Source organism: Micromonospora sp. NPDC005710 (genome assembly GCF_040630995.1).
Classification (GTDB): domain Bacteria; phylum Actinomycetota; class Actinomycetes; order Mycobacteriales; family Micromonosporaceae; genus Micromonospora.
Window position 1 is genome coordinate 36,459 of sequence record NZ_JBEXYP010000014.1, and the last position, 25,408, is coordinate 61,866.

The 25,408-nt window shown below is 70.5% G+C and carries 23 protein-coding genes; 12 read left to right on the plus strand and 11 right to left on the minus strand.

The genetic code is table 11. From position 1 onward, the window contains the following. Window positions 1–26 precede the first annotated feature (26 nt). Window positions 27–449 (minus strand): hypothetical protein, encoded by a 423-nt coding sequence (locus tag ABZ406_RS19755; RefSeq protein ID WP_357763457.1) that lies wholly within the window; start codon window positions 447–449, stop codon window positions 27–29. 191 nt (window positions 450–640) lie between these two features. Here ABZ406_RS19755 and ABZ406_RS19760 point away from each other — a divergent pair, with 191 nt between their 5' ends. Both ABZ406_RS19760 and ABZ406_RS19765 read left to right on the plus strand, forming a co-directional pair. Further along, window positions 641–2,683, plus strand: coding sequence for a glycerophosphodiester phosphodiesterase family protein (locus tag ABZ406_RS19760; RefSeq protein ID WP_357763460.1), 2,043 nt, complete (start codon window positions 641–643; stop codon window positions 2,681–2,683). Window positions 2,684–2,861: 178 nt separating this feature from the next. Then, window positions 2,862–3,236 carry a hypothetical protein gene (locus ABZ406_RS19765; protein ID WP_357763462.1) on the plus strand — a complete coding sequence of 125 codons (375 nt, stop codon included), beginning with the start codon at window positions 2,862–2,864 and terminating at the stop codon, window positions 3,234–3,236. Window positions 3,237–3,304: 68 nt separating this feature from the next. On the opposite strand, the gene ABZ406_RS19770 is transcribed toward ABZ406_RS19765, so the two are convergent. From ABZ406_RS19770 to ABZ406_RS19780, 3 genes are all read right to left on the minus strand, one after another. Next, window positions 3,305–4,252 carry a sporulation protein gene (locus ABZ406_RS19770; RefSeq protein WP_357763465.1) on the minus strand — a complete coding sequence of 316 codons (948 nt, stop codon included), beginning with the start codon at window positions 4,250–4,252 and terminating at the stop codon, window positions 3,305–3,307. A gap of 155 nt (window positions 4,253–4,407) precedes the next feature. After that, window positions 4,408–5,184 carry a DeoR/GlpR family DNA-binding transcription regulator gene (locus ABZ406_RS19775; protein WP_357763468.1) on the minus strand — a complete coding sequence of 259 codons (777 nt, stop codon included), beginning with the start codon at window positions 5,182–5,184 and terminating at the stop codon, window positions 4,408–4,410. Between the two features lie 30 nt (window positions 5,185–5,214). After that, window positions 5,215–7,212 (minus strand): beta-galactosidase, encoded by a 1,998-nt coding sequence (locus tag ABZ406_RS19780; RefSeq protein WP_357763471.1) that lies wholly within the window; start codon window positions 7,210–7,212, stop codon window positions 5,215–5,217. 283 nt (window positions 7,213–7,495) lie between these two features. On the opposite strand from ABZ406_RS19780, the gene ABZ406_RS19785 reads away from it, so the two are divergent. The 7 genes from ABZ406_RS19785 to ABZ406_RS19815 all read left to right on the plus strand — a co-directional run bounded on the left by ABZ406_RS19785 (window position 7,496) and on the right by ABZ406_RS19815 (window position 15,315). Further along, window positions 7,496–8,824, plus strand: coding sequence for an ABC transporter substrate-binding protein (locus ABZ406_RS19785; RefSeq protein ID WP_357763475.1), 1,329 nt, complete (start codon window positions 7,496–7,498; stop codon window positions 8,822–8,824). A gap of 21 nt (window positions 8,825–8,845) precedes the next feature. Continuing rightward, window positions 8,846–9,802 (plus strand): sugar ABC transporter permease, encoded by a 957-nt coding sequence (locus ABZ406_RS19790; protein WP_357763478.1) that lies wholly within the window; start codon window positions 8,846–8,848, stop codon window positions 9,800–9,802. Next, window positions 9,799–10,713, plus strand: a complete 915-nt coding sequence (locus ABZ406_RS19795; RefSeq protein ID WP_357763481.1) for a carbohydrate ABC transporter permease — start codon at window positions 9,799–9,801, stop codon at window positions 10,711–10,713. The genes ABZ406_RS19790 and ABZ406_RS19795 overlap by 4 nt, the downstream gene beginning before the upstream one ends. Continuing rightward, complete coding sequence (locus ABZ406_RS19800; protein WP_357763484.1) at window positions 10,710–12,845, plus strand: alpha-galactosidase; 2,136 nt, start codon at window positions 10,710–10,712, stop codon at window positions 12,843–12,845. The genes ABZ406_RS19795 and ABZ406_RS19800 overlap by 4 nt, the downstream gene beginning before the upstream one ends. Before the next feature lie 104 nt (window positions 12,846–12,949). Beyond that, window positions 12,950–13,351 carry a YciI family protein gene (locus tag ABZ406_RS19805; protein ID WP_357763487.1) on the plus strand — a complete coding sequence of 134 codons (402 nt, stop codon included), beginning with the start codon at window positions 12,950–12,952 and terminating at the stop codon, window positions 13,349–13,351. A 3-nt stretch (window positions 13,352–13,354) separates the two neighbouring features. Further along, the gene (locus ABZ406_RS19810; protein ID WP_357763823.1) at window positions 13,355–14,686 is read left to right on the plus strand and encodes a sigma-70 family RNA polymerase sigma factor; all 1,332 of its coding nucleotides are present in this window, start codon (window positions 13,355–13,357) and stop codon (window positions 14,684–14,686) included. A 308-nt stretch (window positions 14,687–14,994) separates the two neighbouring features. Beyond that, a complete protein-coding gene (locus ABZ406_RS19815) occupies window positions 14,995–15,315 on the plus strand; it encodes a multidrug efflux SMR transporter (protein ID WP_357763490.1) in 321 nt (106 codons plus the stop codon). A gap of 55 nt (window positions 15,316–15,370) precedes the next feature. On the opposite strand, the gene ABZ406_RS19820 is transcribed toward ABZ406_RS19815, so the two are convergent. Beyond that, on the minus strand, window positions 15,371–16,717 hold the full coding sequence (locus tag ABZ406_RS19820) for a cellulase family glycosylhydrolase (RefSeq protein ID WP_357763493.1): 1,347 nt from the start codon (window positions 16,715–16,717) through the stop codon (window positions 15,371–15,373). A 375-nt stretch (window positions 16,718–17,092) separates the two neighbouring features. Here ABZ406_RS19820 and ABZ406_RS19825 point away from each other — a divergent pair, with 375 nt between their 5' ends. Both ABZ406_RS19825 and ABZ406_RS19830 read left to right on the plus strand, forming a co-directional pair. Beyond that, on the plus strand, window positions 17,093–18,055 hold the full coding sequence (locus ABZ406_RS19825) for a TIGR03557 family F420-dependent LLM class oxidoreductase (protein ID WP_357763496.1): 963 nt from the start codon (window positions 17,093–17,095) through the stop codon (window positions 18,053–18,055). After that, window positions 18,052–18,918, plus strand: a complete 867-nt coding sequence (locus ABZ406_RS19830) for an alpha/beta fold hydrolase (RefSeq protein ID WP_357763499.1) — start codon at window positions 18,052–18,054, stop codon at window positions 18,916–18,918. The genes ABZ406_RS19825 and ABZ406_RS19830 overlap by 4 nt, the downstream gene beginning before the upstream one ends. A gap of 157 nt (window positions 18,919–19,075) precedes the next feature. Here ABZ406_RS19830 and ABZ406_RS19835 read toward each other — a convergent pair whose 3' ends face one another. The 6 genes from ABZ406_RS19835 to ABZ406_RS19860 all read right to left on the minus strand — a co-directional run bounded on the left by ABZ406_RS19835 (window position 19,076) and on the right by ABZ406_RS19860 (window position 24,363). Next, on the minus strand, window positions 19,076–19,885 hold the full coding sequence (locus tag ABZ406_RS19835) for an endonuclease/exonuclease/phosphatase family protein (protein WP_357763502.1): 810 nt from the start codon (window positions 19,883–19,885) through the stop codon (window positions 19,076–19,078). An 11-nt stretch (window positions 19,886–19,896) separates the two neighbouring features. Then, window positions 19,897–21,387, minus strand: coding sequence for a phosphatase PAP2 family protein (locus ABZ406_RS19840; RefSeq protein WP_357763505.1), 1,491 nt, complete (start codon window positions 21,385–21,387; stop codon window positions 19,897–19,899). 69 nt (window positions 21,388–21,456) lie between these two features. Further along, window positions 21,457–22,458: a YihY/virulence factor BrkB family protein gene (locus ABZ406_RS19845; protein WP_357763507.1), complete on the minus strand. Its 1,002-nt coding sequence runs from the start codon at window positions 22,456–22,458 to the stop codon at window positions 21,457–21,459. Then, entirely contained in the window at window positions 22,451–23,455 is a 1,005-nt protein-coding gene (locus ABZ406_RS19850) for a diacylglycerol kinase family protein (RefSeq protein ID WP_357763509.1), read from the minus strand. Before ABZ406_RS19850 ends, ABZ406_RS19845 begins: the two co-directional genes overlap by 8 nt. A gap of 93 nt (window positions 23,456–23,548) precedes the next feature. Next, window positions 23,549–24,127, minus strand: coding sequence for a Clp protease N-terminal domain-containing protein (locus ABZ406_RS19855; RefSeq protein ID WP_357763514.1), 579 nt, complete (start codon window positions 24,125–24,127; stop codon window positions 23,549–23,551). Continuing rightward, entirely contained in the window at window positions 24,127–24,363 is a 237-nt protein-coding gene (locus ABZ406_RS19860; protein ID WP_030336062.1) for an HTH domain-containing protein, read from the minus strand. Before ABZ406_RS19860 ends, ABZ406_RS19855 begins: the two co-directional genes overlap by 1 nt. Window positions 24,364–24,515: 152 nt before the next feature. Here ABZ406_RS19860 and ABZ406_RS19865 point away from each other — a divergent pair, with 152 nt between their 5' ends. Then, window positions 24,516–25,376 carry a universal stress protein gene (locus ABZ406_RS19865; protein WP_357763516.1) on the plus strand — a complete coding sequence of 287 codons (861 nt, stop codon included), beginning with the start codon at window positions 24,516–24,518 and terminating at the stop codon, window positions 25,374–25,376. Window positions 25,377–25,408: the final 32 nt, after the last annotated feature.

Here is a 25,408-nt window from a genome sequence, read left to right on the forward strand (position 1 = left end):
GCAGGTGGGGTGGGTGGGTGGGTGGGTTAGTCGGTGGTGGACGTGTCTTGGGTGGACTTTGCCGGGCCGGTTGCGGAGGTGGACTGGTCGCTGGTGCCACCGCCCCTCGGGGTGCTGAGGCCGCCGGTGGTGGCGTCGCCGGTCGTGGTCGGCGCGACGGTGCCCGGGTGTCGCTCCGGCTGTCGGGCCACCCGGCGTACGCTCGCCGGCCCGGCGGTGCCACCGGTGGTGGTCACGGCACCCTGCCCGCCGACCGGGCCACCGTCGCGCAACACCTGTGGGTCGATCCGTTCCTTCGCCGGATCGAACGGGTCGTCGCGCTGGATCTGACTCTCCACATCGGTGCGGGGCACTGTCACCTCGTCGAGGGCGCCCTTGCCGTACACGCCGCCGGCGATCCGGTCCTCGGCCTCGCGGGCGGCGTCCTGCCGCATGTCGTCCTCACGCACGTCCATCACCTCGCAGAAGCTGTGGAACCGACTGCGTGCCCGGCCACCGGCCGACCAAACCCGGCGGGGCCGGGAGGTCGTCCCCCGCGGTTCACCGTCGCGCCGCCCGGTGGCCGCCTGCCCGCAGTCCGAGATGTCCATGCTGTCCCGCGACCGGTGGGAGATGCCCGCCGGCAGGAGGGGATGACAGCGTGCGCACAGTACGCCGTACCGCCGTCGCGGCCCTGGTGGCCGCGACGGTGACGACCGGGCTCGCGGTGCCCGCTCAGGCGAAACCGCGACCGGACCGGACATTCGACGTGCAGGCCCACCGGGGTGGCCTCGGCCTACGGGTGGAGAACACCCTCGCCTCCTTCGGCAACGCCCTCCAGCTCGGGGTGACCACCCTCGAACTGGACGTGCAGATCACCGAGGACGGCCAGGCCGTCGTCACCCACGACCGCAAGATCAGTGGCACCAAGTGCGTCGACACCGGCCCGGTGACGCCCGGCGACCCGGAGTTCCCGTACGTCGGGAAGTACGTCAACACGCTCACCGTGGCCCAGGTGCGCTCGCTCGACTGCGGTTCGAGGACGCTGCCGGACAAGCCCGGCCAGCTCGCCGTCCCGGGTGCCCGGATGCCGCTGCTGCGTGAGGTCTTCGCGCTGGTCAACCGGTATCGGGCGAAGGACGTGACGCTCAACGTGGAGACCAAGGTCGAGGCCGGCGCACCGACCGAGACCGCCCCCCGGGAGCAGTTCGTCCGGGTCACCGCGGGCGAGATCCGCGCCGCCGGGCTGCTCAAGCAGGTCACCATCCAGAGCTTCGACTGGGGCGCGCTGATGCGGATGCGTCAGGTCGAACCGAAGCTGCCGCTCGTCGCCCTGACCAACTACGACTTCCTGCAGACCGGTCAGCCGGGCGCGTCGCCGTGGCTGGGCGGGCTGGACATCGACGACTTCGATGGCGACCCGATCACCGCGATCCGCAGCTTCGGTGCCAGCGCCTTCTCGCCCGTGCACGGATTTCCGCAGAACGGCACTGTCACCGACCCGGCCTACAAGCCGTACGTCACGAAGGAGATGGTCGCCCAGGCGCACCGCTACGGGATCAAAGTCATCCCGTGGACCGTCGACGACGTGCCGACCATGAACAAGCTGATCGACGACGGCGTGGACGGCATGATCACCGACTACCCGGACCGGTTGCGGGGTGTCCTGGCGCAGCGCGGTTACCGGCTGCCGAAGGCGTACGCCGCGCCGTTCGACATCCAGGCGCACCGGGGCGGGCGGGCCACCCGGCCGGAGAACACCCTGCCGGCGTTCGCGAACGCGCTGTCCAACCGGGCCATCTCCACGTTGGAGCTGGACACCAACGTGACGGCGGACGGCAAGCTCGTGGTGCTGCACGACCGCACCGTCAACGGGTCACACTGCGTCGACACCGCCCCGGTGCGACGCGGTGACCCGAAATTCCCGTACGTGGGCAAGCCGGTACACGAGCTGACCCTGGCGCAGCTCAAGACCATCGACTGCGGCACGAAGACGCTCCCGGAGCTGCCCGCCCAGGTGCCCGCTCCGGGTGCCCGGATTCCGACCCTTGACGAGGTCTTCGCCCTGGTGAAGGCGAGTGGCCGTACCGATATCGGCATGAACATCGAGACGAAGATCAGCCCGGTGGTGAACGACACCGAGCCGTACCGCAGCTTCACCCGCAAGCTCGTCGACGCGATCCAGCGGGCCGGCTTCACCAGCCGGGCCACCATCCAGTCGTTCGACTGGCGCACCATCAGGTACGCCCGGCAGCTCGACCAGCGGATCGGCACCGTCGGCCTGGTCTGGCAGTACGGCCCCACCGAGTGCGCGTCGCTCGCCGACGAGTGCTCACTGGAGGCGGTCTACGGCGACCCGTCGGTGAAGAGCCCGTGGACCGGTGGGCTGGACTGGTGGAAGTACCAGGACCTCGGCAAGCTGACCCGGGCGGCGGGCGCCGGCACGGTGTCCGCCAACTGGCAGGTGCACGACCCGAAGCAGGGCACCGTCGCCTCCGCCGACTGGTACCTGCGGGAGAACCCGGCGTACTTCCACGGACCGGACGTTCGGACCCTCCAGACGCGGTACGACCTGAAGGTGATCCCGTACACCGTCGATGACGCGACGGTGATGCAGCGGGTCATCGACCTCGGCGTCGACGGCATCATCACCGACGACCCGGACCTTCTGGTGAGCGTGGCCAGGCGCAACGGCCTGCGCTGACCGGCCGACCACCCGATCGCCGGCCGGACTTTTCCGGCCGGCGATCGGTGTTACCTGCTCCGGGGCCTCGGGTAGTCGGGGGTTGTCCCCGCCACGAAAGCGAACCGTGCCGTGGCCGAACCGCGGTAGCGGGGCGAGGGAGTGCAGGTACGACTCATCGCATCCTGAGGAGGACCAGATGAGCACGCAGGCTGCTTCCACCCGGCCGATGAACCGGCCCATGAACGACCCGCAGAACCCCGCCTCGATGCGGGACATGCAGACCCAGCAGATGCCGTCCATGCGGGACGGGCACCGAGACCCGATGCCGTCGCCGGGTACGGAGACCAAGCAGGCGTTCCTGACGACGGAATTCTGGGTCTACGCCGCTGCGGCCGCGCTCGTGGTTATCGCCGCGTTCTGGAAGGGCACCACGGCCAACGGCCTGAACATCAACGACCCGAACCGGGCGTGGCTGTTCCTGACCATCCTGACCGGTGGTTACCTGGTCAGCCGTGGTCTGTCGAAGGCCGGCTCCGCGCGCCGGTCCGGCAAGGACCGCGCCAAGCACTGACCCGACGTACGTACGACAGTGGCCTCCGGGAGCATTCCCGGAGGCCACTGTCGTCGTTTGTGGACCGGTTACTCGTCGCCGCCGAAGTCGCCGAAGTCGCCCTCGAACGCGTCCTCGATCATCTCACCGGCGATCATTCCGCCGGCGACGCCGAGGGCCGCCCCGGCGACCATTCCGCCCATGCCGTGCCCGCGGCTGTGCCCGTGACCGTGGCTCGGGGCGTACTGGGAGCGCAGGCTGCCGTAGCGGGACGTCGTCTCACGCAGCCAACCGTCGACGACCTGCGCCCAGTCCACCCGGTCGACGTCGGCGTGCGACACCTGGTAGCGGCCGAACGCGTCGTGGCCGGCGCTGAGGAACCCGCCGCGCTTGTCGCACTCGAGGATGACGTCGACACCGCGCTGGCTGGTCACGAAGGTCAGCTCGACCTCGTTGATCGTGCTCGCGTACTGCGGCGACGCGAAGAACTCGATCTCCTGGTAGAACGGCAGCGTCTGCTGCACGCCCCGGATGTGACCACGCTCCAGGTCGGAGTGCTTGAACCGGAAGCCGAGCCGCTGGAACGCCTCCAGGATCCGCTCGTGCACCGGCAGCGGGTGCACCGCCACCTGGTCCAGGTCGCTCTTGTCGACCGCGCGGGCGATGGCCAGCTCGGTGCGCAGACCCATCGTCATGCCGTGCAGGCGCTGGCCGTACACGTCGGTGATCGGGGTTTCCCACGGAATCGGCAGCTGGAACGGGATCGACAGCTGCTGCTTCGGGGCGAGCTGAAGCGAGCCGCTCACCACCATGCGGTGGAACTCCATGGTGCCCGCGTACTCGGTGTCGTGTCCCTCGACCTCGACCCGGGTGACCAGGCCGATCACCACCTGCTCGATGGCTGCCTCAGCGTCGCCACCGACGAGGTTGACCTGCCCGTCAAGGGTCAGGCCGGGCCGGGTGTTGGGGTTGGTCAGCACGGTGTCCACGCTGGGACCGCCCACACCGAACGCGCTCAACATCTTCTTGAAGACCATCGGAACTCCTGTGCGACGCCGACCGCTCCACGCTGGAGTCGGACGTTGACTCGAACGCACCCTATCCAGCACCCCTGTGAGATGGCTGTGAAGCGCGGCCACACCGGCAGCGCGGTGATGCGGCACGAGCACGAGCGCACGCCGTGGGCGGGGATTCAATCGGGGTCGACGATCACCAACTCGCCGACCTGTTCGCCGATAGTGGTGCGGGCCTCCGCCGGCAGCCCACGATCGGTGATCAGCACGTCGGCAGCCTCCAGCGGGGCGATGGTGGCGATGCCGATCGTCTCCCACTTGGTGTGATCGGCGAGCACCACGAACCGGCGGGCGGCACCGATGAGGCAGCGGTTGACGCCGGCCTCCAGCAGGTTGGGTGTGGTGAACCCGGTCCGTGGGCTGAGGCCGTGCACACCGAGGAACAGCAGGTCGACGTTCAGCGCGCTGATCGCCGCCTCGGCCACCGGCCCGGTCAACGCGTCCGAAGGGGTGCGGACGCCTCCGGTGAGCACGACTGTCTGGTCGGCGCGCGGGTTCTGGTAGAGCGCGTCGGCCACCGGGATCGAGTTGGTCACCACGGTCAGCCCGCGTACGTCGGAGAGGAGCGTGGCCAGCGCGGCGGTGGTGGTGCCGGCGGAGAGGGCGATGGCCATCCCCGGCTCCACGAGCGTCGCCGCGCGCTCGGCGATGGCCCGCTTCTCCGCCTGCTGGCGGATCGACTTGGCGGCGAAGCCGGGCTCCTCGGCCGAGCCCGGCCCGGCGAGGGTCGCGCCGCCGTGCACCTTGTCGACCAGGCCGCGCTCGGCCAACACCTCCAGGTCACGCCGGATCGTCATGTCGGACACGCCGAACCGACTGACCAGGTGACTCACCCGCACCCCGCCGCGTTGACGGATCAGATCGAGGATGGCGGTCTGCCGCTGCTGGGCGAGCATGGGGAAACCTCCTTCGTGCCGTGGCTGTCGTCAGAGTCCGGTCCGATCCTCACGGACCACCGCCACCTCACCGGCCGGCACCGTCAGCTCACCGGCGCAGTGTCCTCCGGTCAACAGCTCGACGCCGCGCGCCGGCAGGCGTACCTCGGTGTCGGTGTGGTTTATCATGAACAGCCAGGTCCGCTCGCCGTCGCGGCGACGGACCACCTCCACCCCGGACGGCGCCGACGCCGCCGGGTGGACGTCGGCCTCGGCGAGCAGCCGGGCCACCAGCCGGTCGGTGGCCGGCTCGTCCAGGCGGGTGCCGACGTACCAGGCGGCGCCGTCGCCCACCCGGTGCCGGGTCAGCGCCGGCACGCCCGGCAAGGGCCCGTCGGTGTACGACGCGAGCACCTCGGCGCCCTCGGCGTGCAGCCATTCCGTCCACACGTCGGCGGTGCTGCCGTCGTCGAGGCGTACCTGCTCGCCCTCGCGCAGCGGGAAGAACTCCTCGGTCCGGACGCCGAGCAACTCCCGGAACGCGCCCGGGTAGCCGCCCAGCCGGATGTGGTCGTTGGCGTCCACGATCCCGCTGAAGTAGGTGACGGCCGCGGTGCCACCGGCCTCGACGTACCGGTGCAGCGCGTCGACGTCGGCGTCCCGGACCAGGTAGAGGGTCGGCACCAGGACGAGCCGGTAGCCGCTGAGGTCGGTCGACGGGTGGACGATGTCGGCGGTCACGCCGGCCCGCCACAGTGAGCCGTACAGGGCCGTGAGCCGGTCGGCGTAGGTGACGTCGACGCTCGGGTGCGAATCCAACTCGACACCCCACCACGCCTCCCAGTCGAACAGGATCGCCACGTCGGCGTCCACCCGGCTGCCGCGTACCTCGGCCAGTGCCTTGAGGTCCGCGCCGAGCTGGCAGACCTCGCGGAACACCTTGGTGTCGGGACCGGCGTGCGGGACCAGCGCGGAGTGGAACTTCTCCGCCCCGGCACGGGAGGCACGCCACTGGAAGAAGAGCACCCCGTCGGCGCCGCGGGCCACGTGCGCGAGGCTGTTGCGGCGTAGCTGCCCGGGCAACTTGGCCACGTTGCGCGGCTGCCAGTTGACGGCGCTCGTGGAGTGCTCCATCAGCAACCACGGGTCGCCGCCGGCGACGCCTCGGGTGTGATCGGCTGCGAGCGCCAACTCGAGGTGCGCCTGCGGGTCGGCGGCGCTCAGGTAGTGGTCGTTGGAGACCAGGTCCACGTCGGACGCCCAGGAGTGGTAGTCCAAATGCTTGATGCCCAGGCCGATCATGAAGTTGGTGGTGACCGGCTGGTGGACCAGTGTCCTCAGCACCTCGCGCTCGGCGCGCAGTTGGGCGCGCTGCTCGTCGGAGGAGAACCGCAGGAAGTCCAGCTGCTGGGTGGGGTTGGCGAAGGTCGGCGCGGTGCGCGGAGGGTTGATCTCGGCCCAGTCGCCGTAGCGCTGGCTCCAGAACGCGGTGCCCCAGGCGTCGTTGAGCCCGTCCAGGTCGCCGTAGCGCTCGCGCAGCCACCCGCGGAACGCCTCGGCGCTGACATCGCAGTAGCAGTGCACGTTGTGGCAGCCCAGCTCGTTGGAGACGTGCCACATGACCACGGCGGGATGCTCGGCGTACCGGCCGGCGACAGCGCGTACCAGCTCCAGGGACCGTTCCCGGAAGACCGGCGAGCTGGGGCAGTACGCCTGTCGTCCCCCGGGCCAGAGGATCGCGCCGTCGGCCCGGCGGGGCAGCGTCTCCGGGTGGGCGCGGGCCAACCACGGCGGTGGGCTGGCCGTGGCGGTGGCCAGGTCGACCTGGATGCCGCCGTGGTGCAGCAGATCCAGCACCCGGTCCAGCCAGCCGAACTCGAACCGCCCAGGGGTGGGCTCCAGCAGTGCCCACGAGAAGATGCCGACGGAGACCAGGTTGACCCCGGCCCGGCGCATCAGGTCGACGTCCTCGGACCAGGTTTCCTCGGGCCACTGCTCGGGGTTGTAGTCGCCGCCGAAATAGATGCTGTCACCCTGCCATCGCCGCATGACAGCTGAGGGTGCACCCGCTGGCCCGTGAAAGTCAACAGGTTCCAACATCGAGCATCTTTCCAACGTTTACCACGTAACGGCCGTATCACGACTGGGTTATCGGAGGCGAACAGCCCTCTTGACAGCGCCCGACTGAAGGGTAACTTGAGGCCCCAATGGCCGTTCGTGTTCGCCAATGTGGATTCTCGGTGGATCTCAATGTGTGATCACGATGCCGGACCTGCCACCACCACCCTGATGGCTGTTGGGCGTAGCTCCTTCTCATCCGCAGGAGGCACAGATGTCCCGTCCCCAATCCCAAGCCGAGTATCTGGCTCGGCTCGTACCGCCCTCAGTCGCCGGCATCAACCGACGATCGTTGCTGGCCGGCGCGGCCGGCACGGGTGCGCTGCTCGGCACCGGCCTGCTCGCCGGTTGCGGCGACGACTCCGGCTCCGGCGGGTCCAGCACTGACGTGTCGCTCGGCTCGAACCAGTCCGACCCGAAGCCCAAGGACGTCCTGGTCAAGGTCACCGACGGGTTCAAGACCTCGTCCGGCGTGCAGGTCGCGGTCAATACGGTGGACCACAACACGTTCCAGGAAAACATCAACAATTACCTACAGGGCAAGCCGGACGACGTCTTCACCTGGTTCGCCGGCTACCGGATGCGCTTCTTCGCGCAGAAGGGCCTGGCCAGCGACATCAGTGACGTGTGGAGCAAGCTCTCCGGCTACTCCGACGCCTTCAAGAAGGCATCCACCGGCGACGACGGCAAGCAGTACTTCGTCCCGGGCACGTACTACCCGTGGGCGGTCTTCTACCGCAAGTCGGTCTGGCAGCAGCACGGCTACCAGGTGCCGAAGACCATCACCGACTTCACCAACCTCGGCGCGCAGATGAAGAAGGACGGGCTCATCCCGATCGCCTTCGCCGACAAGGACGGCTGGCCGGCGATGGGCACCTTCGACATCCTCAACCTGCGGATCAACGGCTACCAGTTCCACGTCGACCTGATGGCCGGCAAGGAGGCCTGGACCTCCGACAAGGTCAAGAAGGTCTTCGACACCTGGGCCGGCCTGCTCCCCCTGCACCAGCCCGACAGCCTCGGCCGCACCTGGCAGGAGGCCGCGCAGTCGTTGCAGCAGAAGAAGAGCGGCATGTACCTGCTCGGCCTCTTCGTCGGTCAGCAGTTCAGCAACGACGAGCAGGACGACCTCGACTTCTTCACGTTCCCCGAGATCGACCCGTCGATCGGCGCCAAGGCGCTGGACGCCCCGATCGACGGTTACATGATGGCCCGCAAGCCCAAGAACGAGGACAACGCGCGCAAGCTGCTGGAGTACCTCGGTGGCAAGGCCGCCGCGGACATCAACCTCAAGAACGACCCGGCCGTCCTCGTCGCCAACAGTGGCGCGGAGGTCGGCGGTTACACAGCGCTGCAGAAGAAGGCCGCCGAGCTGGTCGGGTCGGCGACCGAGATCGCCCAGTTCCTCGACCGGGACACCCGGCCGGACTTCGCCTCCACCGTGATGATCCCGGCGATCCAGCAGTTCATCAAGAACCCCAAGGACATCGACGATCTCACCTCGTCCATCGAGAACCAGAAGAAGTCGATCTTCACTGACTGACGGCGGAAGGGGAAGGACATCGTGTCCGACCTGCCCCTGATCCAAGCGGATCGCGCCGTGCCGCCGCCGGCCACGACCACCTCCACCGGTGGTCGTCGCCGGCGGCTACGGCTCCTGTCCCCAACCGACCGCGTGGTCATCACGCTGATGGTGCTCGTTCCGCTGCTGCTCGTCACCGGATTCGTCTGGATGCCGGCCGCGGCCACAGTGCTGCTCTCCGGCACCAACTGGGACGGCATCGGCCCCCTGAACGAGATCGAGTTCGTCGGCGCGCGCAACTACAGCGACGTGGTGAACATCTACCCGCCGTTCGTGCCGGCGATCCAGCACAACCTGCTCTGGCTGGCGGCGCTGTTCGTGGTCGCCACCCCGTTCGGCATGTTCCTGGCCGTGCTGCTGGACAAGGAGTTGCGCGGCAGCCGCTTCTACCAGACCGCCCTCTACCTGCCGGTGGTGCTCTCACTGGCGCTCATCGGCTTCGTCTGGCAGCTGCTCTACTCCCGGGACCAGGGCCTGATCAACGCCGTGTTCGGCAGCACCATCGACTGGTACGGCGACTCGAACGTCAACATCTGGGCGGTGATGGTCGCCTCCGGTTGGCGGCACGTCGGGTACATCATGCTGCTCTACCTGGCGGGCCTGAAGGGCGTCGATCCGTCGTTGCGGGAGGCGGCGGCCGTCGACGGCGCCTCGGAGAGCCGGACGTTCTTCCGGGTCGTGTTCCCGGTCATGCGGCCCATCAACATCATCGTGCTGGTGGTGACCGTGATCGAGTCGCTGCGGGCGTTCGACCTGGTCTGGGTGGTCAACAAGGGCCGCAACGGGCTGGAGCTGATCTCCGCGCTGGTCACCCAGAACGTGGTGGGTGAGGCGAGCCGGATCGGCTTCGGCTCGGCCCTGGCGACGATCATGCTGGTCGTCTCGCTCGTCTTCATCACCATCTACCTGGCGACAGTGATGAGGGAGAACCGGCAATGAGCACCGCGACCGCCACCCGGCGTACCGAGGACGGGGCCGACCTGCCGCCGCGCCGCCGCAAGCTGACCCCGTCGCGGATGCTGCTGCACGGCTTCCTCATCGTCGTCTCGCTGGCCTGGCTCTTCCCGATCGCCTGGGCGGTGCTCACCTCGCTGCGCTCGTACGACTACACCGCCGCGAACGGCTACGTGTCGTTCGGCGGCTGGACCTTCGACAACTACGTCACCGCCTGGCGGACGGCCGAGTTCGGGCAGCACTTCCTCAACTCGGTGTACATCACCGTGCCGGCGGTGCTGCTCACCCTCTTCCTCGCGTCCTGCGTGGCGTTCGTCATCGCCCGGTTCAGTTGGAGGCTCAACCTCGTCCTGCTCGGAATCTTCACCGCGGCCAACCTTCTGCCCCAGCAGGCGCTGCTCATCCCCCTGTTCCGGCTCTTCACCGAGGTGCCGCTGCCGGAGTTCATGAGCGACTCCGAGTTGCTCTACGACAGCTACTGGGGCCTGATCCTGATCAACGTGGCCTTCCAGTGCGGGTTCTGCGTCTTCGTGCTCAGCAACTACATGAAGGCGCTGCCCCGTGACCTCTACGAGGCGGCGATGGTCGACGGGGCGAGCATCTGGCGGCAGTACTGGCAGGTGACCATGCCGCTGTGCCGGCCGGCCCTGGCCGCCCTGGCGACGCTCGAGGTGACCTGGATCTACAACGAGTTCTTCTGGGCCACCGTCCTCATGCGCACCGGCGACAAGTTCCCGGTGACCAGCTCCCTCAACAACCTGCGCGGTGAGTTCTTCACCGACAACAACCTGGTGTCGGCGGGCAGCGTGCTCGTCGCGATCCCCACCCTGGTGATCTTCTTTATGCTCCAGCGGCACTTCGTTCGGGGCCTGACCTTGGGAGCCTCCAAAGGATGACGATCCTGTACCTGCGCCGCGCGCGAACCAGCCTGGTGCTCGACGCGCGCGGCCCGGGTCTGCCCCGGGTCGTGCACTGGGGCGGCGACGTCGGCCACCTCGACGACGACGGCCTGCTCCAGCTCACCGACGCGACAGTGCCGCCGGTGGTGCCGAGCAGCTTCGACCAGCCGACAGTGCTGTCCCTGCTGCCGGAGGCGAGCGCCGGCTGGAACGGACGACCAGGTCTGGCCGGGCACCGCGACGGACGAGACTGGTCCACCGCATTCCGCCTCGACGGGTTGGAGGTACACGACACCGGGCACGGCCCGGCGCTGCTGACGGTGCGGGCGTCGGACCCGGCCGCCGGGCTGACAGTGACCACCGAGATCACGCTCGACCCGCACGGCCTGCTCATCGTCCGGCACCGGCTGCGCAACGACGGGGACAGCGCGTACGAGCTGCGGGAGCTGACGCCGGTGCTGCCGGTGCCGGCCGTCGCCACCGAACTGCTCGACCTGACCGGCCGGTGGTGTCGGGAACGGTCCCCGCAGCGGCACCCGTGGCAGCACGGCACCTGGGTCCGCGAGGGCCGGCACGGCCGTACCGGGCACGACGCCACGCTGCTGCTGGTGGCCGGCACCACCGGGTTCGGCTTCGGCCACGGCGAGGTCTGGGCGGTGCACACCGCGTGGAGCGGCGACCACGTCACGTTCGCCGAGCGTCGCCCCACCGGCGAGTCGACGATCGGTGGCGGTGAACTGCTGGCCCCCGGCGAGGTCCGGCTCGACCCCGGCGAGTCGTACGAGACTCCCCTGCTCTACGCGGTCTGGTCCGACGCCGGGTTGGACGGGCTCAGCGACGTGCTGCACAGCCACCTGCGGTCCCGCCCCGGGCACCCCCGCTCCCCGCGCCCGGTCACCCTGAACGTCTGGGAGGCGGTCTACTTCGACCACGACCTGGACCGGCTGCGGGCACTCGCCGACCGGGCCGCACAGATCGGCGCGGAACGGTTCGTGCTCGACGACGGCTGGTTCCGGGGCCGGCGCGACGACACCGCCGGACTCGGCGACTGGTACGTCGACGAGGACGTGTGGCCGGACGGTCTGCAACCGCTCATCGACCACGTCACCGGCCAGGGCCTCCAGTTCGGCCTGTGGGTCGAGCCGGAAATGGTCAACCCCGACTCGGACCTGTTCCGCGCCCACCCCGACTGGGTGCTCGCCGTGCCGGGGCGGCTCCCGCCGGCCTGGCGCCACCAGCAGGTCCTCGACCTGGGCCGCCCCGAGGCGTACGACCATGTGCTGCACCGTCTCGACACGCTGCTCACCGACCACCCCGGCATCCGGTACCTCAAGTGGGACCAGAACCGGGACTTCGCCGAGGCCGGGCATCACGGCCGCCCCGGCGTGCACGGTCAGACCCTTGCGGTCTACCGGCTCTTCGACGAGCTGCGCGGCCGCCACCCGGGCGTCGAGATCGAGAGCTGCTCGTCCGGCGGGGCCCGGGTGGACCTGGCCATCCTGGCGCGTACCGACCGGGTCTGGGCCAGCGACTGCAACGACGCCCTGGAGCGGCTCAGCATCCAGCGCTGGACGGGGCTGCTGCTGCCACCGGAACTGATCGGCACGCACGTCGGCCCGGAACGCTCGCACACCACCCACCGCGTACACGACCTGGGTTTCCGGGCGGCGACGGCGCTCTTCGGTCACCACGGCATCGAGTGGGACATCACCACGATCACCGCTGCCGAGCAGACCGAACTGGCCGCCTGGGTGGCGCTGCACAAGCGGCTGCGCCCACTGCTGCACGCTGGCCGGGTGGTCCGGGTCGATCACCCGGACCCGGCCGTCTGGGCGCACGGCGTGGTCGATCACGACACCACCCGAGCGGTGTACGCGGTGGCCCGGCTGGCCACCTCGGTGGCGCAGGTGCCCGGCGCGGTGCGGCTGCCCGGCCTCGACCCGGGCCGGCGCTACCGGGTACGACAGGTGTCGGGCGTACCGGCCCCGGCGACCATCGACCTGTCGGCGCCCGCCTGGCTGGCCGGTGGCCTCACTCTCAGCGGGGCGGCGCTGGCCCGGGTGGGTGTGCAACTGCCCGCTCTGCACCCGGAGCAGAGCCTGGTGCTGGAGGTCGACGTCGTCGACTGAAAAGATTGTGGAAATACTTTGGCCGGGGTGTCGAGAACGGCGCGGCCTGCTTCTACCTCAGGGTGAGAGCACCGACGAGGGTGCGCAGGTGTGAGGAGCCAACCATGAAGTACATGCTGTTGATGCAGTTCAGCGCCGCCGGGGCCGACTTCCCGAGCATCGACACCTGGACCCAGGACGAGGTCCGGGCGCACATCGCCTTCATGGGCGAGGTCAACGCCAAACTGACCGCCGACGGCGAGTGGGTCGACGCGCAGGGTCTCGGTGGCCCGCAGCAGGCCCGGATCGTGCGGGCTGGTGAGGGCGGAACGCCGGTGGTCACCGAGGGGCCGTTCGCCGAGACGAAGGAGTTCCTGGCCGGCTTCTGGATCGTCGACTGCGCTGGCCCGCAGCGGGCGGTGGAACTGGCCGCGTACATCTCCACGGCTCCCGGCCCTGGCGGCCGGCCGCTGAACATGCCGGTCGAGGTGCACCCGGTGATGTCCGCCCCGCCGCAGGAGCTGTGAGGGCTGAACACCGTTTCTCACGTCGAGGATCTGCTGCGCGAGTTGGCGCCGCAGGTCCTCGGCGTGCTCAGCCGCCGCTTCGGTGACTTCGCCACGGCGGAGGACGCGGTGCAGGAGGCGTTGCTGGCCGCCGCCACCCAGTGGCCGACCGAAGGGCTACCGGCGAACCCCCGTGGCTGGCTGATCCAGGTCGGTTACCGCCGGATGATCGAGCTGGTCCGCGGTGAGCAGGCCCGACGCCGACGGGAGGACCTGGTCACCCGCCAGGATCCGGACGACCAGCGGTACGCGCCAGCCCCGGACGAGGAGTTGACCGCCGAGCGGGACGACACGCTGGTCCTGCTCTTCCTCTGCTGCCACCCGGCGCTCGCCTCGACGTCGGCGGTGGCGCTGACCCTGCGCGCGGTCGGCGGGTTGAGCAGCGCTGAGATCGCCCGCGCGTTCCTGGTGCCCGAGGCGACGATGGCGCAGCGGATCAGCCGGGCCAAGCAGCGTATCCGGGCATCGGGGCTGCCGTTCCGGATGCCCGACCCGGAGGAGCGCGCGGACCGGCTGGTCGCCGTCCGGCAGGTCCTCTACCTGGTATTCACCGAGGGTCACACCAGCACCACCGGCCCGGATCTGCGCCGCGTCGACCTCGCGGCGGAGGCGATCCGGCTGACCCGCGCACTGCACACGCTGCTGCCCAACGACAGCGAGTCCGCCGGGCTGCTGGCGCTGATGCTGCTCACCGAGGCCCGTGGCCCGGCGCGGACCGGACCGTCCGGCGAGCTCATCTCACTGGCCGATCAGGACCGCAGCCGCTGGGACGCGAAGGCCATCGCCGAGGGAGTAGCGCTCGTCACCCGGGCCCTACCGCGTGGGCCGGTCGGCCCGTACCAGGTGCAGGCCGCCATCGCCGCCCTGCACGACGAAGCGCCGGGCACCGAGCAGACCGACTGGCCGCAGATCCTGGCGCTCTACGAGGTGCTGGAACGCCTGGCCGGCAGCCCGGTGGTGGCGCTCAACCGCGCCGTGGCGACGGCAATGGTGCACGGACCGGCAGCCGGCCTGGCCGCCCTCGACGAGTTGGCCCACGATCCGCAACTGGCCGCCCACCACCGACTGGTCGCCGCCCGCGCCCACCTGCACGAGATGGCCGGTGACCAGGCCCAGGCGATCGCCGACTACCGGGCTGCCGCCGCCCGCACGAGCAGCCGCCCCGAACAGCTCTACCTGACCATGCGGGCAGCCCGATTGGCCACGGCAACCTCGGCGGGGGGCCGGGCGACATCTCAGGGCCGGGTTACACGGCAGGGCCGGGCGGCGGGGCGGCAGCAGCGCGGCGTGGGGTAGCGGCGGCGCGACCCCACCGAGGCTGGGGTGGACGGGTGTGGCTGGCCTCCTTTGGACCTGATGCCGTAGACGATTCATCCACCGGAGCGGGTGCCGGGCGTACGGCAAACCGGTGGGCAGGCTCAGGTTCGTCAGTGCAGACTGATTTGCCAGTTCCGCGCCATTCGTCGCGAGGCTTGCTCCAGGACCACGGCGATTCGTTTGTGGCATCAGCTCCAAAGGACTTCTGTGACAGGCATGGGGGGCGGCACGGACGCCCCTCAACGGGCAGCGACGGGCTTCATCGACCACGAAGGACCGGGAGACGCATGGCGTACGTGCTGCTGGGAATCGCGATCCTCGCCGAGGTGGTGGCGACCAGCCTGATCAAGAGCACCGCCGGGTTCAGTCGCCTGTGGCCGACGGTGGCGTGCCTGGGCGGCTACGCGGTGGCCTTTCTCCTGCTGGCCCAGGCGGTCAAGGAGATCCCGGTGGGGGTGGCGTACGCCCTCTGGTCGGGTCTGGGCACCGCCGCCATCGTGGCGATCGGGGCCGTGTTCCTGGGTGAGTCGGTGGGACTCGCGAAGCTCACCGGCATCGCGCTGATCATCGCCGGGGTGGTGATCGTGAACCTTTCCGGGGAGCACTGACCGGAGCGGGTTCCGGTGGCCGGGTCCGCCGCGGACCCGACCACCGGGCCGACGGTCAGCTCGCCGTGCAGCTCACCGCCGGCAGGCTGTTGGTGCCGGTCCAACTGCCGAGGAAGCCGAAGCTGGCACTGGCCCCGGCGGCCAGCCGCCCGTTGTAGTCGGTATTGCGGGCGGTCACCGTGGTGCCGCTGCTGCTGAGGGTCACATTCCAGGACTGGGTGACGCGTTGGCCGTTGGCGTAGGTCCAGCCGGCGGTCCAACCGGTGACCGCCCTCGTACCGGCGGTCACCCGCACCTCGCCCTGGAAGCCGCCCTGCCACTGGTTGATCACCGTGTACGTCGCCGTGCAGCCACCGGCGGGCGGGGGCGTCGTGGGCGGCGGCGTGGTGGGCGGGGGCGTCGTCGGGGGTGGGGTGCCGCCGAAGACGCTTGCCTCACGGGCGGTCTGCCGGATGCCGTTGACTCCGTTGAAGAGACGCTGACCCCAGTCGGTCAGGCTCGCCGGGTTGAAGTTGGTGGCCAGGTCGAGATATTCGACGCCGCCGCCGTTGCCGCTCCATGACCAGCCCAGCCAGCCGATCCCGTTGGCCTGGCTGTACGCGAGGATGGCGTCCTCGTCCGGGTTGCCGTCGGAGTGGTTGAAGCCGAACTCACCGACCACGATCGGTAGCCCCGCCGCGCGGAACCGACCGAGGTAGTCGCTGATCTCGGCGGCGGTGTCGAACACCCCGTACATGTGGACGGAGAACACCGTGTTGCGGGCCGGGTCGGCGGCGAAGACCGACGCGGCGTTGTCGCGCATGGTGAACGACCAGTCCTGCCCCCAGTTCGGCGCGTCCACCATGATGGTGTGGGCCAACCCGCCGGCTCGCAGCCGCTTGATCGCACTGGCGTTGTCGGTGGCCCAGGAGGCGTAGTTCTGGTTGCCGTACGGCTCGTTGCCGATGTTGACGATCACGTACCTCTCCTGGCCGGCGAGGACGTCGGCGAGGCTGAGCCAGTAGTCGACGGCGCGGTCGAGGGTGATCGCGCCGCTCTGTTCTCCGTACCCGGTGGTGTCGTGCACCTCCAGCACGCAGATCAGCCGGTTGGCTTTGCAGAGCGAGATGACGTTGGCGACGTCGGCGTTCGTGTTGCGGGTCCACCGGTCGCCGCTGGAGAGCACCACCCGCACGGTGTTCGCGCCGAGCGCCTTGACGTTGGCGAACGAGCTGGTCTGCTGCGGGTACCAGGTGTGCGCGTGGTTGACGCCGCGCATGATGAATTCGGCGCCGTTGGCGTCGTACAACGTGCCGCCGGCGACGGAGAAGCCAGCCGCGGCGTGCGCCGGCTGGCCGAACGCCAGCACGGTGACGAGCAACGCGAGCACTGTCGCGCCAGCGGCGGAGAGTCGAGTCTTCATGGCCTTCCTCAGGGAGGACCCCCGGTGCCCGACAGGGGTGGGGACGTGACAGGGAAGGCGGCTGCAGCCCGGCAGCCGCGCCCGGCTCCCGGCGCACGCATCAGCGTAGGACGATGGATTGGTCCTCGCAACCGGTTCAGTTGACGGGCCCGCAGCCCGGACAGCCGCAACGGCCCACGCAAGACGCGGGCCGTTGCGGGGCGGTCATCCCCACCACAGGATGTGCGCCACACCCGGCTCTTAACCGGTTAAGAGCGACGGTAGGCAGGTGAGTGCGATCCGTCAAGCACCGTGTCAGCCGAACCGGACGACAGGGTTGACCGCCGTGCACCGGGGTATCTCGGGAACGATCAGTCAGCGAAGGGGGATACCAGGATGGTCAGCGTCGGCTACACCCTGATGAGCGAGCAGGCCGGGCCAAAGCAGCTCGTGGACCACGCGGTACGGGCCGAGGCGGCTGGTTTCGACCAGTTGGTGATGTCCGATCACTACTACCCCTGGCTGGAGTCGCAGGGGCACTCCCCGTACGCCTGGTCGATGCTCGGCGCGGTCGCTCACGCCACCTCCCGGGCGGAGCTGATGTCGTTCGTGACCTGCCCGATCCGCCGTTACCACCCGGCCGTGGTGGCGCAGAAGGCCAGCACGATCGGCGCGCTCTCGGACGGCCGGTTCACCCTCGGCCTGGGCGCCGGGGAGAACCTGAACGAGCACGTGGTCGGCGGTTGGCCGCACGTCCAGCAGCGGCACGAGATGTTCGAGGAGGCGTTGCAGATCATCCGGCCGTTGCTCAACGGGGAGACGCTCACCTTCTCCGGCAACCACTTCGACGTGCCCGACGCCTACGTCTGGGACCGCCCGGAACGTCCGGTGCCGATGGCCGTCGCCGCGTCCGGTCGACAGTCCGCGACGCTGGCCGCCGAGTACGGCAGCGGCCTCATCTCCACCGAACCCGACCGGCATCTCATCGAGATGTACGACGACGCGGGCGGCGCCGGCCAGCCCCGCTACGGCCAGGTGGCCATCTGCTACGGCCCCGACGAGGCGGAGTGCCGCAAGCTCGTGCACGACCAGTTCCGTTGGTTCGGGATGGGTTGGAAGGTGAACGCCGACCTGCCCGGCCCGGAGTCGTTCGCCGCGGCCACCCAGTTCGTCCGCGAGGAGGACGTCGCCGAGGGCATCCCCTGCGGGCCGGACGTGGACGCGCACGTGGAGGCGTTCCGCAGGTTCGTCGACGCCGGCTTCACCCACGTGGCGATCATCCAGGTCGGCGGGGAGACCCAGCCGATGTTCCTCGACTGGGCGCAGGAGCAACTGCTGCCCCGACTGCGTCAACTGTGAGCCGAGCGGCAGTCCACCGGCCGCGCCGACCGGCTCGTACCGGACGATTCGGGCTGGCCGAACTGCGGCTCGGCATGGCCGCGCCGCGGCCGGCCGCCGGGCTCACGAGCGAGTGGCGGCTCGTCGACGGGCTGCGCACCCACACCCGGCACGCCGCGGGCCCGGGGACCGACGCGGCGCCGGTCGTGCTGGTGCACGGCCTGGCGGTCTCGCACCGGTACCTCACCCCGCTGGCCGTCGCGCTCTCCACCACCAACCAGGTGTACGTGCCGGACCTGCCCGGTTTCGGCCTGACCGAGCGCCCCCGAGGCGCGTACGACGTCCGCCGGCACGCCGATCACCTGGCCGCCTGGCTGGCCGCGTACCGTCTGCCGCCGGTCTGCCTGCTCGGGCACTCGTTCGGCGCGGAGGTGGCCGCGGCCCTCGCCGTGACCCACCCGGGCGCGGTGCGCGCGCTGGTGCTGGCCGGGCCGACAAGCGACCCGGCCGCCCGGTCCCGGCGGGCCCTGCTCGGTCGCTGGCTGGTGGACAACACCCGCGAGGCACCGCTGCAGGTGCCGCTCCTGACGAGGGACGTCTGGAACGCCCGGCCCTGGCGCGTCCTCGCGACGCTGTCGCACTCGGTGCACAACGCCATCGAGGCGGATCTGGTCCGGATCACCGCGCCGACAGTGGTCCTGACCGGAGGGCGCGACCCGATCGCCCCGCCACCGTGGCGGGACCAGGTGACCCGGCTGGTGCCGGACGCCGCCCTCGTTGTCGTTCCGGGTGCGCCGCACAACGTGGCGACAACCAACCCGACGGCGGTAGCGGACGCGATCCGGCGGCTGCTCGCCCCTCAACCCGCTCTCACGGACAGGTGACATCATGCGCTTCGGCAACACGGAGATCCGCCCGCTCGGCGGTGGCCTCGGCTGCCTCCTGATGATCCTCTTCTCGGTCCTCGCCTCGGTGCTGCTCACCGTGCTGGTGAACGTGTTGCTCTGACGGCGATCGGCGCCTCCACCCTGCCTGACCTGGTCAGCGGGGGGCAAGGTCCAACTCGGTCAGCAGCGGATAGTGGTCGCTGGCGGTGTCCGCCACGCCGCCGCGGACGACCCGACAGTCCCGTACCCGCTGCGCCACGGCGGTGCTGGCGAGCAGATAGTCCAGCCGCATCCCGGCGAACTCGGCCCCGCCCAGCCGGGTGGGCACTGTGTGGCCGGCGGCCTCCGGCGCGTCCGCGTTCGCCGACGGCCAGAGGTCGACCAGGCCGGCGGCGAGCAGCCGGGCGATCGCGCGGGTGTCCACCGTGTCACCGGAGCGGCGCAGGTGCCGCCGCCGGTAGAGGCCCGGCATGCCGGCCAGCCGCTCGGTGTGGTCGACGGTCGGGTCGAGCGAGTTGAGGTCACCCGTGACAAGCGTCAGCGGCCCCTGGTTGCGGCGCATCGCGGCGACCAACCAGTCGACCTCCATCCGCCGCCGACCCCCGGAGTACGGGTAGAGGTGGGTGCCGAGCACCGTGAACGGGCCGGCGGACGTGGCCACCACGACGCGGGCGGCGGCGTGGTGGAAGGGGCGGCGCACCGACCCGGCGTCGACGACCCGGTACGGCGGCCGGACCAGCACCGCCACCGGCTGCCCGAAGCAGGACCGGGCCAGGTGGGGCGTCATCCCCACCCGGCCCGCCGCGGCGGCCATCAACCCGTTCCGGTCGAAGCCCCGCAACTCCTGCAGGGCAAGCACGTCCGGTGCCTGCTCGTTGACGACCTGGACCACCTGATCCAGCCGGTCCGCTCCGCCGCGATCCCGGCCACCGGTACGGATGTTCCAGGTCATCACCCGCAGCACGACGGCCGCACCTAGTCGGCTCGGCCGGCCCGCGCCAGCTCGTCGTCGAGGGTGTCCACGTCCTCCGACTCGATGGCCGGTTCGTTGCCTTCCTTCAGGTCCTCGTTGGGGCGGATCACCAGGTACAGCAACCCGACCCAGAGCGCCGACAGCAGGATCGCGCCCATGAAGTCGGTCGGGTGGTGCATCCCCCGGTACATCCGGGAGGTGGCCACCCCGACCGGCATGATCACGGCCAGCGCCACGAAGATCCAACGCCACCACCGGTCGGTACGCGGGAACACGATGAGGGTGATCGCCAACCAGATGCAGATCGTGGCCGCGATGTGCCCGGACGGGAACGACGAGGTGGGCATCTGCCCGTCCAGGTTCTCCACCGGCGGGCGCGGCCGGTCGACGGCGCGGGCCGACGCGAGGAAGAGGGTCAACTCGCCCATCATCGCCAGCGCCACGAACAGCACCGGACGCCAGCGCCGCCACACCGCGAGCACCAGCGGGCAGAACACCAACGAGATGATGAGGATCGCGTGGGTGTCACCGAACTTGCTCCACCACCAGCTGACGTCGGTCAGCAAGTCGGTGTGCCGTTCGGCGAAGAACACCGGGACCTTCGTGTCGAGGGTGTCGAAGAAGGTGCCCTTGGCGTGGTAGCTGACGTACGTGCCGAAGCCGTACAGCGCGCCGAAGACGATCACCCAGCCGACCAGCAGCTCGGCCACCGCCGAGCGGGGGTGGGCCAACACGTGTTCCTCGGCCGGAGCGGGGGCGATGTCGTGCCCCGCCTCCGGCTCCAGGCCCTCGGTCAGCGGCGGCACCGACCGGCCCCGCTCCCGCCGCCACAGCCGGAAGGCGTACGCGGTGACGCCCAGCCAGGCGGCCCCGAGCAGCCAGGCGCCCAGCACGTCGGAGACGAAGTGCACGCCCAGCGCGATCCGGGTCAGCCCCACAAGTGCCACCAGCACACCGACGCCGACGATGGCCGGTTTGCGCCAGCGGGGCGCCATCGCCGGCAGGAACACCAGCAGCAGCGCTCCGTACGCGACGAACGACCCGAGCGCGTGCCCGCTCGGGAAGCTGTTGCCGGGTGCGCTGGCGATCGGCACGTCCACGACGGGGCGGAGCCGACCGACCAGCGTCTTCAACGACGGGTCGAGGATCAGGCCACCGACCCCCGTGATGATCAGGTAGACGGCGAGTCGGGGCTGCCGCCGGATCAGCAGACCGACCACGGCGATGGTGACCAACCAGATGAGGATCGGTCGACCGCCCAGGTCGGTCACCGCCTGAAGCACTGTGACTAGCGCGTGGTGTGGGGCGACGAGCCCGTTGAACCACTCGGCGGCGGCGTGGTCGGCGTCCTGCAGTGGACTCCATTGCGCCCGGACCAGCATCAACAGAAGTCCGAAGACCACCCCGGCACCTGCGACGGCCACCAGACCGACGATGCTCCGTTCGGCGAAGTGCCCGATCGGGCGCCGTGCCACCTCTTTGACCGCGGTCAACCCGCACCTCCCTTGTCGCCTCTGGCGAGGCGACTTACCCGATCCGTGACCCGGGTACACGTGACGGCGCTACAGCGCTGTCATGTCCCCGGTGTCGAGCAGTTCGGCCCGGTCGGTGTCGGGCTCCCACAGATCGGGTTGGGCGGGCTCCTGGACGCCGATGCGCAGCGCCTCCAACTGGGCGGCGAACGCCAGGCCGCCGAAGAGCGCCATCCCGGTCAGGTTGGCCCAGAGCAGCAGCGCCATCATTCCGGTCAACGCACCGTAGGTCTGCCCGAAACCCTCACTGAACCGCACGTACGCGGCGAGCAGCAGACTGGCCAGCCACCACAGGGCGGTGGCGATGCCGGAGCCGAAGAAGAGCCAGGACAGACCCGGTTGGTTGCGGCGCGGCGCGTGCCGGAACAGCACGGCGACGGCGAGGACTGTCAGCCCGAGGCTGAGCGGAAAACGGATCACGTCCCAGATGCCGTTGGCGAGGGCACCCCACTCGTAGTGCTTGCGCACCGACTCGCCCATCGCGCCGCCCCCGACCAGGATCAGGAAGCCGGCGAGCGCGGGCAGACCGGCGGTGACGGCGAGCACCGCGGCACGCACGTATTTCCACAGCGCGGGACGGTCCCGTTCGACCCCGTAGATGCGGTTGGCGCCGCGTTCGATCTGGGCCATCGTGGTGGTGAGCGCGAACAGGCCGGTGAGCAGACCGAGGGTCAGTGCCAGTTCCCCCGCGTCCTCGGCACGTTCGCCCTCGCCGAGCAGCTCGGCGACCATCTGCGCGCTCTGCCCGGGGGTGAGCGCGACGACGGTGTCGGCGACCACCCGGCCACCCTCCTCGACGCCCAGCTCACTGATCAGGCCGGTGAGGGCGATCAGGAACGGCACCACGGCGAGGCAGAGTTGCAGTGCGAAGGCCCGGGAGTGGCTGAACCCGTCGCCGTAGCGGAACCTGATGAACGCGTCCCGCAGCAGGTGCCAGCCGCCCTGCCGGCGCAGGGTGTGCCAGGCGTCGTCGGCGGACAGCTCCTCATCGGCCATCAGCCGGGTCTCCGGCACGAGTCGCGTGCTACTCACGGCGCGCTTCGTCGATCAGCTGCTCGCCCCGCTTCCCGGCGCCCTCGGCGTCGACGGCCAGGTCGGGGGCGTCCTCGGGCTGCGGGACGCAGAGCCAGAGCGCCTGCGGCCGGACCTCGGCCTCGAGGCGCCGGCCGGGGGCGATGAGGTCACCGTCCAACTCCCGGGGGTGGGCCCGGTTGCTGGTGACCACCACGCGCTTGCCCCGGAACACCTCCAGCCTCGGCACCTGGCCGCTGCGGCGGACGATCGCCCAGCCGAGCGCCAGCCAGTGCCGCAGATTGTTCGGGGTGAGCACGGCGACGTCGAGCCAACCGTCGTCCGGCGCGGCCTCGGCCAGCAGGGTCACGCCACCCTGCAGCCGGCCGACGTTGGCGACCAGGACCGAGCGGGCCCGGCGGCGGACCGGAGGGCGGTCGTCGATGCGGATCTGCACCCGCATCGGCCGGTCCCGCAGGTGCCGGGCGGCACCCATGACGTACGCCGGCCAGCCGATCCGGGCCTTCGTGGTCTCGTTGGTGGCGGCGAGCATCTGGGCGTCGAAGCCCATGCCCGCCATCACTGTGAAGTATTTGTCCTCGACGGCGCCGACGTCGAGGAGCCGCCGGCCGCGCTCGACGGCCACCTGCAACCCGGCGGCCAGGTCGGTGGAGAGACCCAGGTTGGCGGCGAGCAGGTTGCCGGTGCCCTGGGGCAGCACGGCCAGTGCCACGTCGGTGCCGACCAGACCGCTGACACAGGACATCACGGTGCCGTCGCCCCCGCAGGCGAAGACCAGGTCGACGCCGGCCTTGACGGCCTGCTCGGTCTGGCCGCGACCGGGGTCGTCGACTGTTGTCTCGTACCACTGCGGCGCGGGCCAACCGGCCGCGGTCAGGGCGTCGTCGACGGTCCGGCGCAACTCGTCGAGATCGTCGACCTTGACCGGGTTGACCACCACCGCGGAGCGCAACCCGCTGTCGCCGCCCGAGGGCCGCCTGTCCTGTCCACCATCCACCGCGCCAGTGTGCAGCACCCGGGCGGCTTCAGCGACCCGGTGACCGGCGCGCGTCGGAAGTGCCACAGACAGGTTTCAACCCGATCCCCACCGTCAGGCCGCCGCGCGCAGGGCCAGCTCCACCCGGCGGCGCAGGTCGTCGAGGTCGACTCCGGACTCGGTGAGCACCAACGCCCCCAGCCCGTTGCCCTCCCGGAGCACCCCGAGCAGGATGTGTTCGGTGCCGATGTGCTTGTGCCGCAGGCGGATGGCCTCCCGCAGGGACAGCTCCAGCGCCTTCTTCGAGCGGGGCGAGAACGGGCCCCCGAGGTAGCGCCGACGCCCCCAGCGGCGTCGCGGTGCCGGCACCGCCTGCCGGAGCGCGTCCGGGCCGAAGGATTGCTCGATGCGGGCCACGATCGCGGCCAGGTCGATGCCGATCTCCCGTAGAGCCGCCGCGTCCGCGTCGCCGAGGCCGGCGCCGCCGCTGACTGTGTGTCGTCGGACGCGGTCGCGCAGGTCGTCGGCGCGCACTCCGGCATCGGCGAGCACCCTGCTGGCCAGCCCTGCCTCGTCGGCGAGCAGGGCGAGCAGCAGGTGCTCGGTGCCGACCGGCCGCTGGCCCTCGACCCGCGCCTCCTCCAGCGCTCGTCGCACGACGCCGCGTGCCCGGTCGGTGAACCGTTCGAACATCACGCCTCCCAGGATGAGTTGACCGCCGGTCGCCCGGCGTGCTTCTTGTGCACGGCCTGCCGACTGACCTCGAGCGTGTCGGCGATCTCCTGCCAGGACCAACCCTGTCGTCGGGCGTTGTCCACCTGGACCACCTCGAGCCGCTCGAGCAGCCGGCGTAGTGCGCGGACGGCGCGCAGCCCGACCCGGGGGTCGGTGCTGCCGGCTGCCGCCGCGAGTTCTGTCGCCTGACTCATGCCGTCAACATACGTTGACAGCTTCACCCTTGTCAACCCTGGTTGACGAATGCCGACCACAGCAGATCGGACCCGCCGCCGTGCTCATCCGACTACCCTCGGTCAGGGACAGCTTGGTCGTGCCGGGCGCGACGCCCGGGAGGTGATATCGGATGGCCGCACCCGCCGACGCACCGGTACTTGTCGGCCTCGGGTCGGAACTCGACCTCCCGGTCGTCGAACAGGCCGCGCAGGAGGCCGCCGGACACGGCCGCCCACTGCACCTTCTGCACACCTTCGACTGGCGTGCGGCCTTCGCCGCGGACACCGTCGCCGCGCCCCGGGACCAGGCCGAAAACCTGATCACCCGCGCCGCCCAACTGGCCCACCAGACCGAGCCGGAGCTGACCGTACGCGGCGAGATCGTCGAGAGCGCCATGCTGCCCACCCTCATCCGCCGCTCGGAGGGCACCTTCCTGCTGGCCGTCGGCGACAGCGGCATGGCGGGCAGCGGCCAGTGCGTACCGGCCGAGACGACCGCCGTGCAGCTGGCCGCACGGGCCGGCTGCCCCCTGCTGGTGGTCCGGCGTGAGCCGCCGCCACCGGGCCCGGTGCTGGTGGGAGTGGACGGCTCCCCCAGCTCACACCTCGCCCTACGGTGGGCCATGGAGTGCGCGGCCCGCCGGGGCGCCCGACTGCTGGCGTTGCGGGTGGTCGAGTACGACGAGGACACCGACGCGGTTGCCGAGCAGCTCGACGAGGCGCTGGCCCGACACACGGACCGGCACGGCGCGGTGCCGACCGAGTGTCGGGTCGTCCGCGGTGACCCGGCCGAGGTGCTGATCGACGCGTCCCGCAGCGCGCAGGTGGCGCTCGTCGCCGCCCGCGGCGACGAACCGGGCCGGGCCATGCTGGGCGCGGTCGCCCAGTCCCTGCTCTACCACTCACCGGCACCGGTGGTCGTCGTCCGCGGCCTGGCCGAGGCGCCGCTGACCGGGCCCGACGCCCGCCCGGAGCGGGACCGACGGCAGTGAATCCGCAGCGGCCGGGCCGAACGCCACACTCC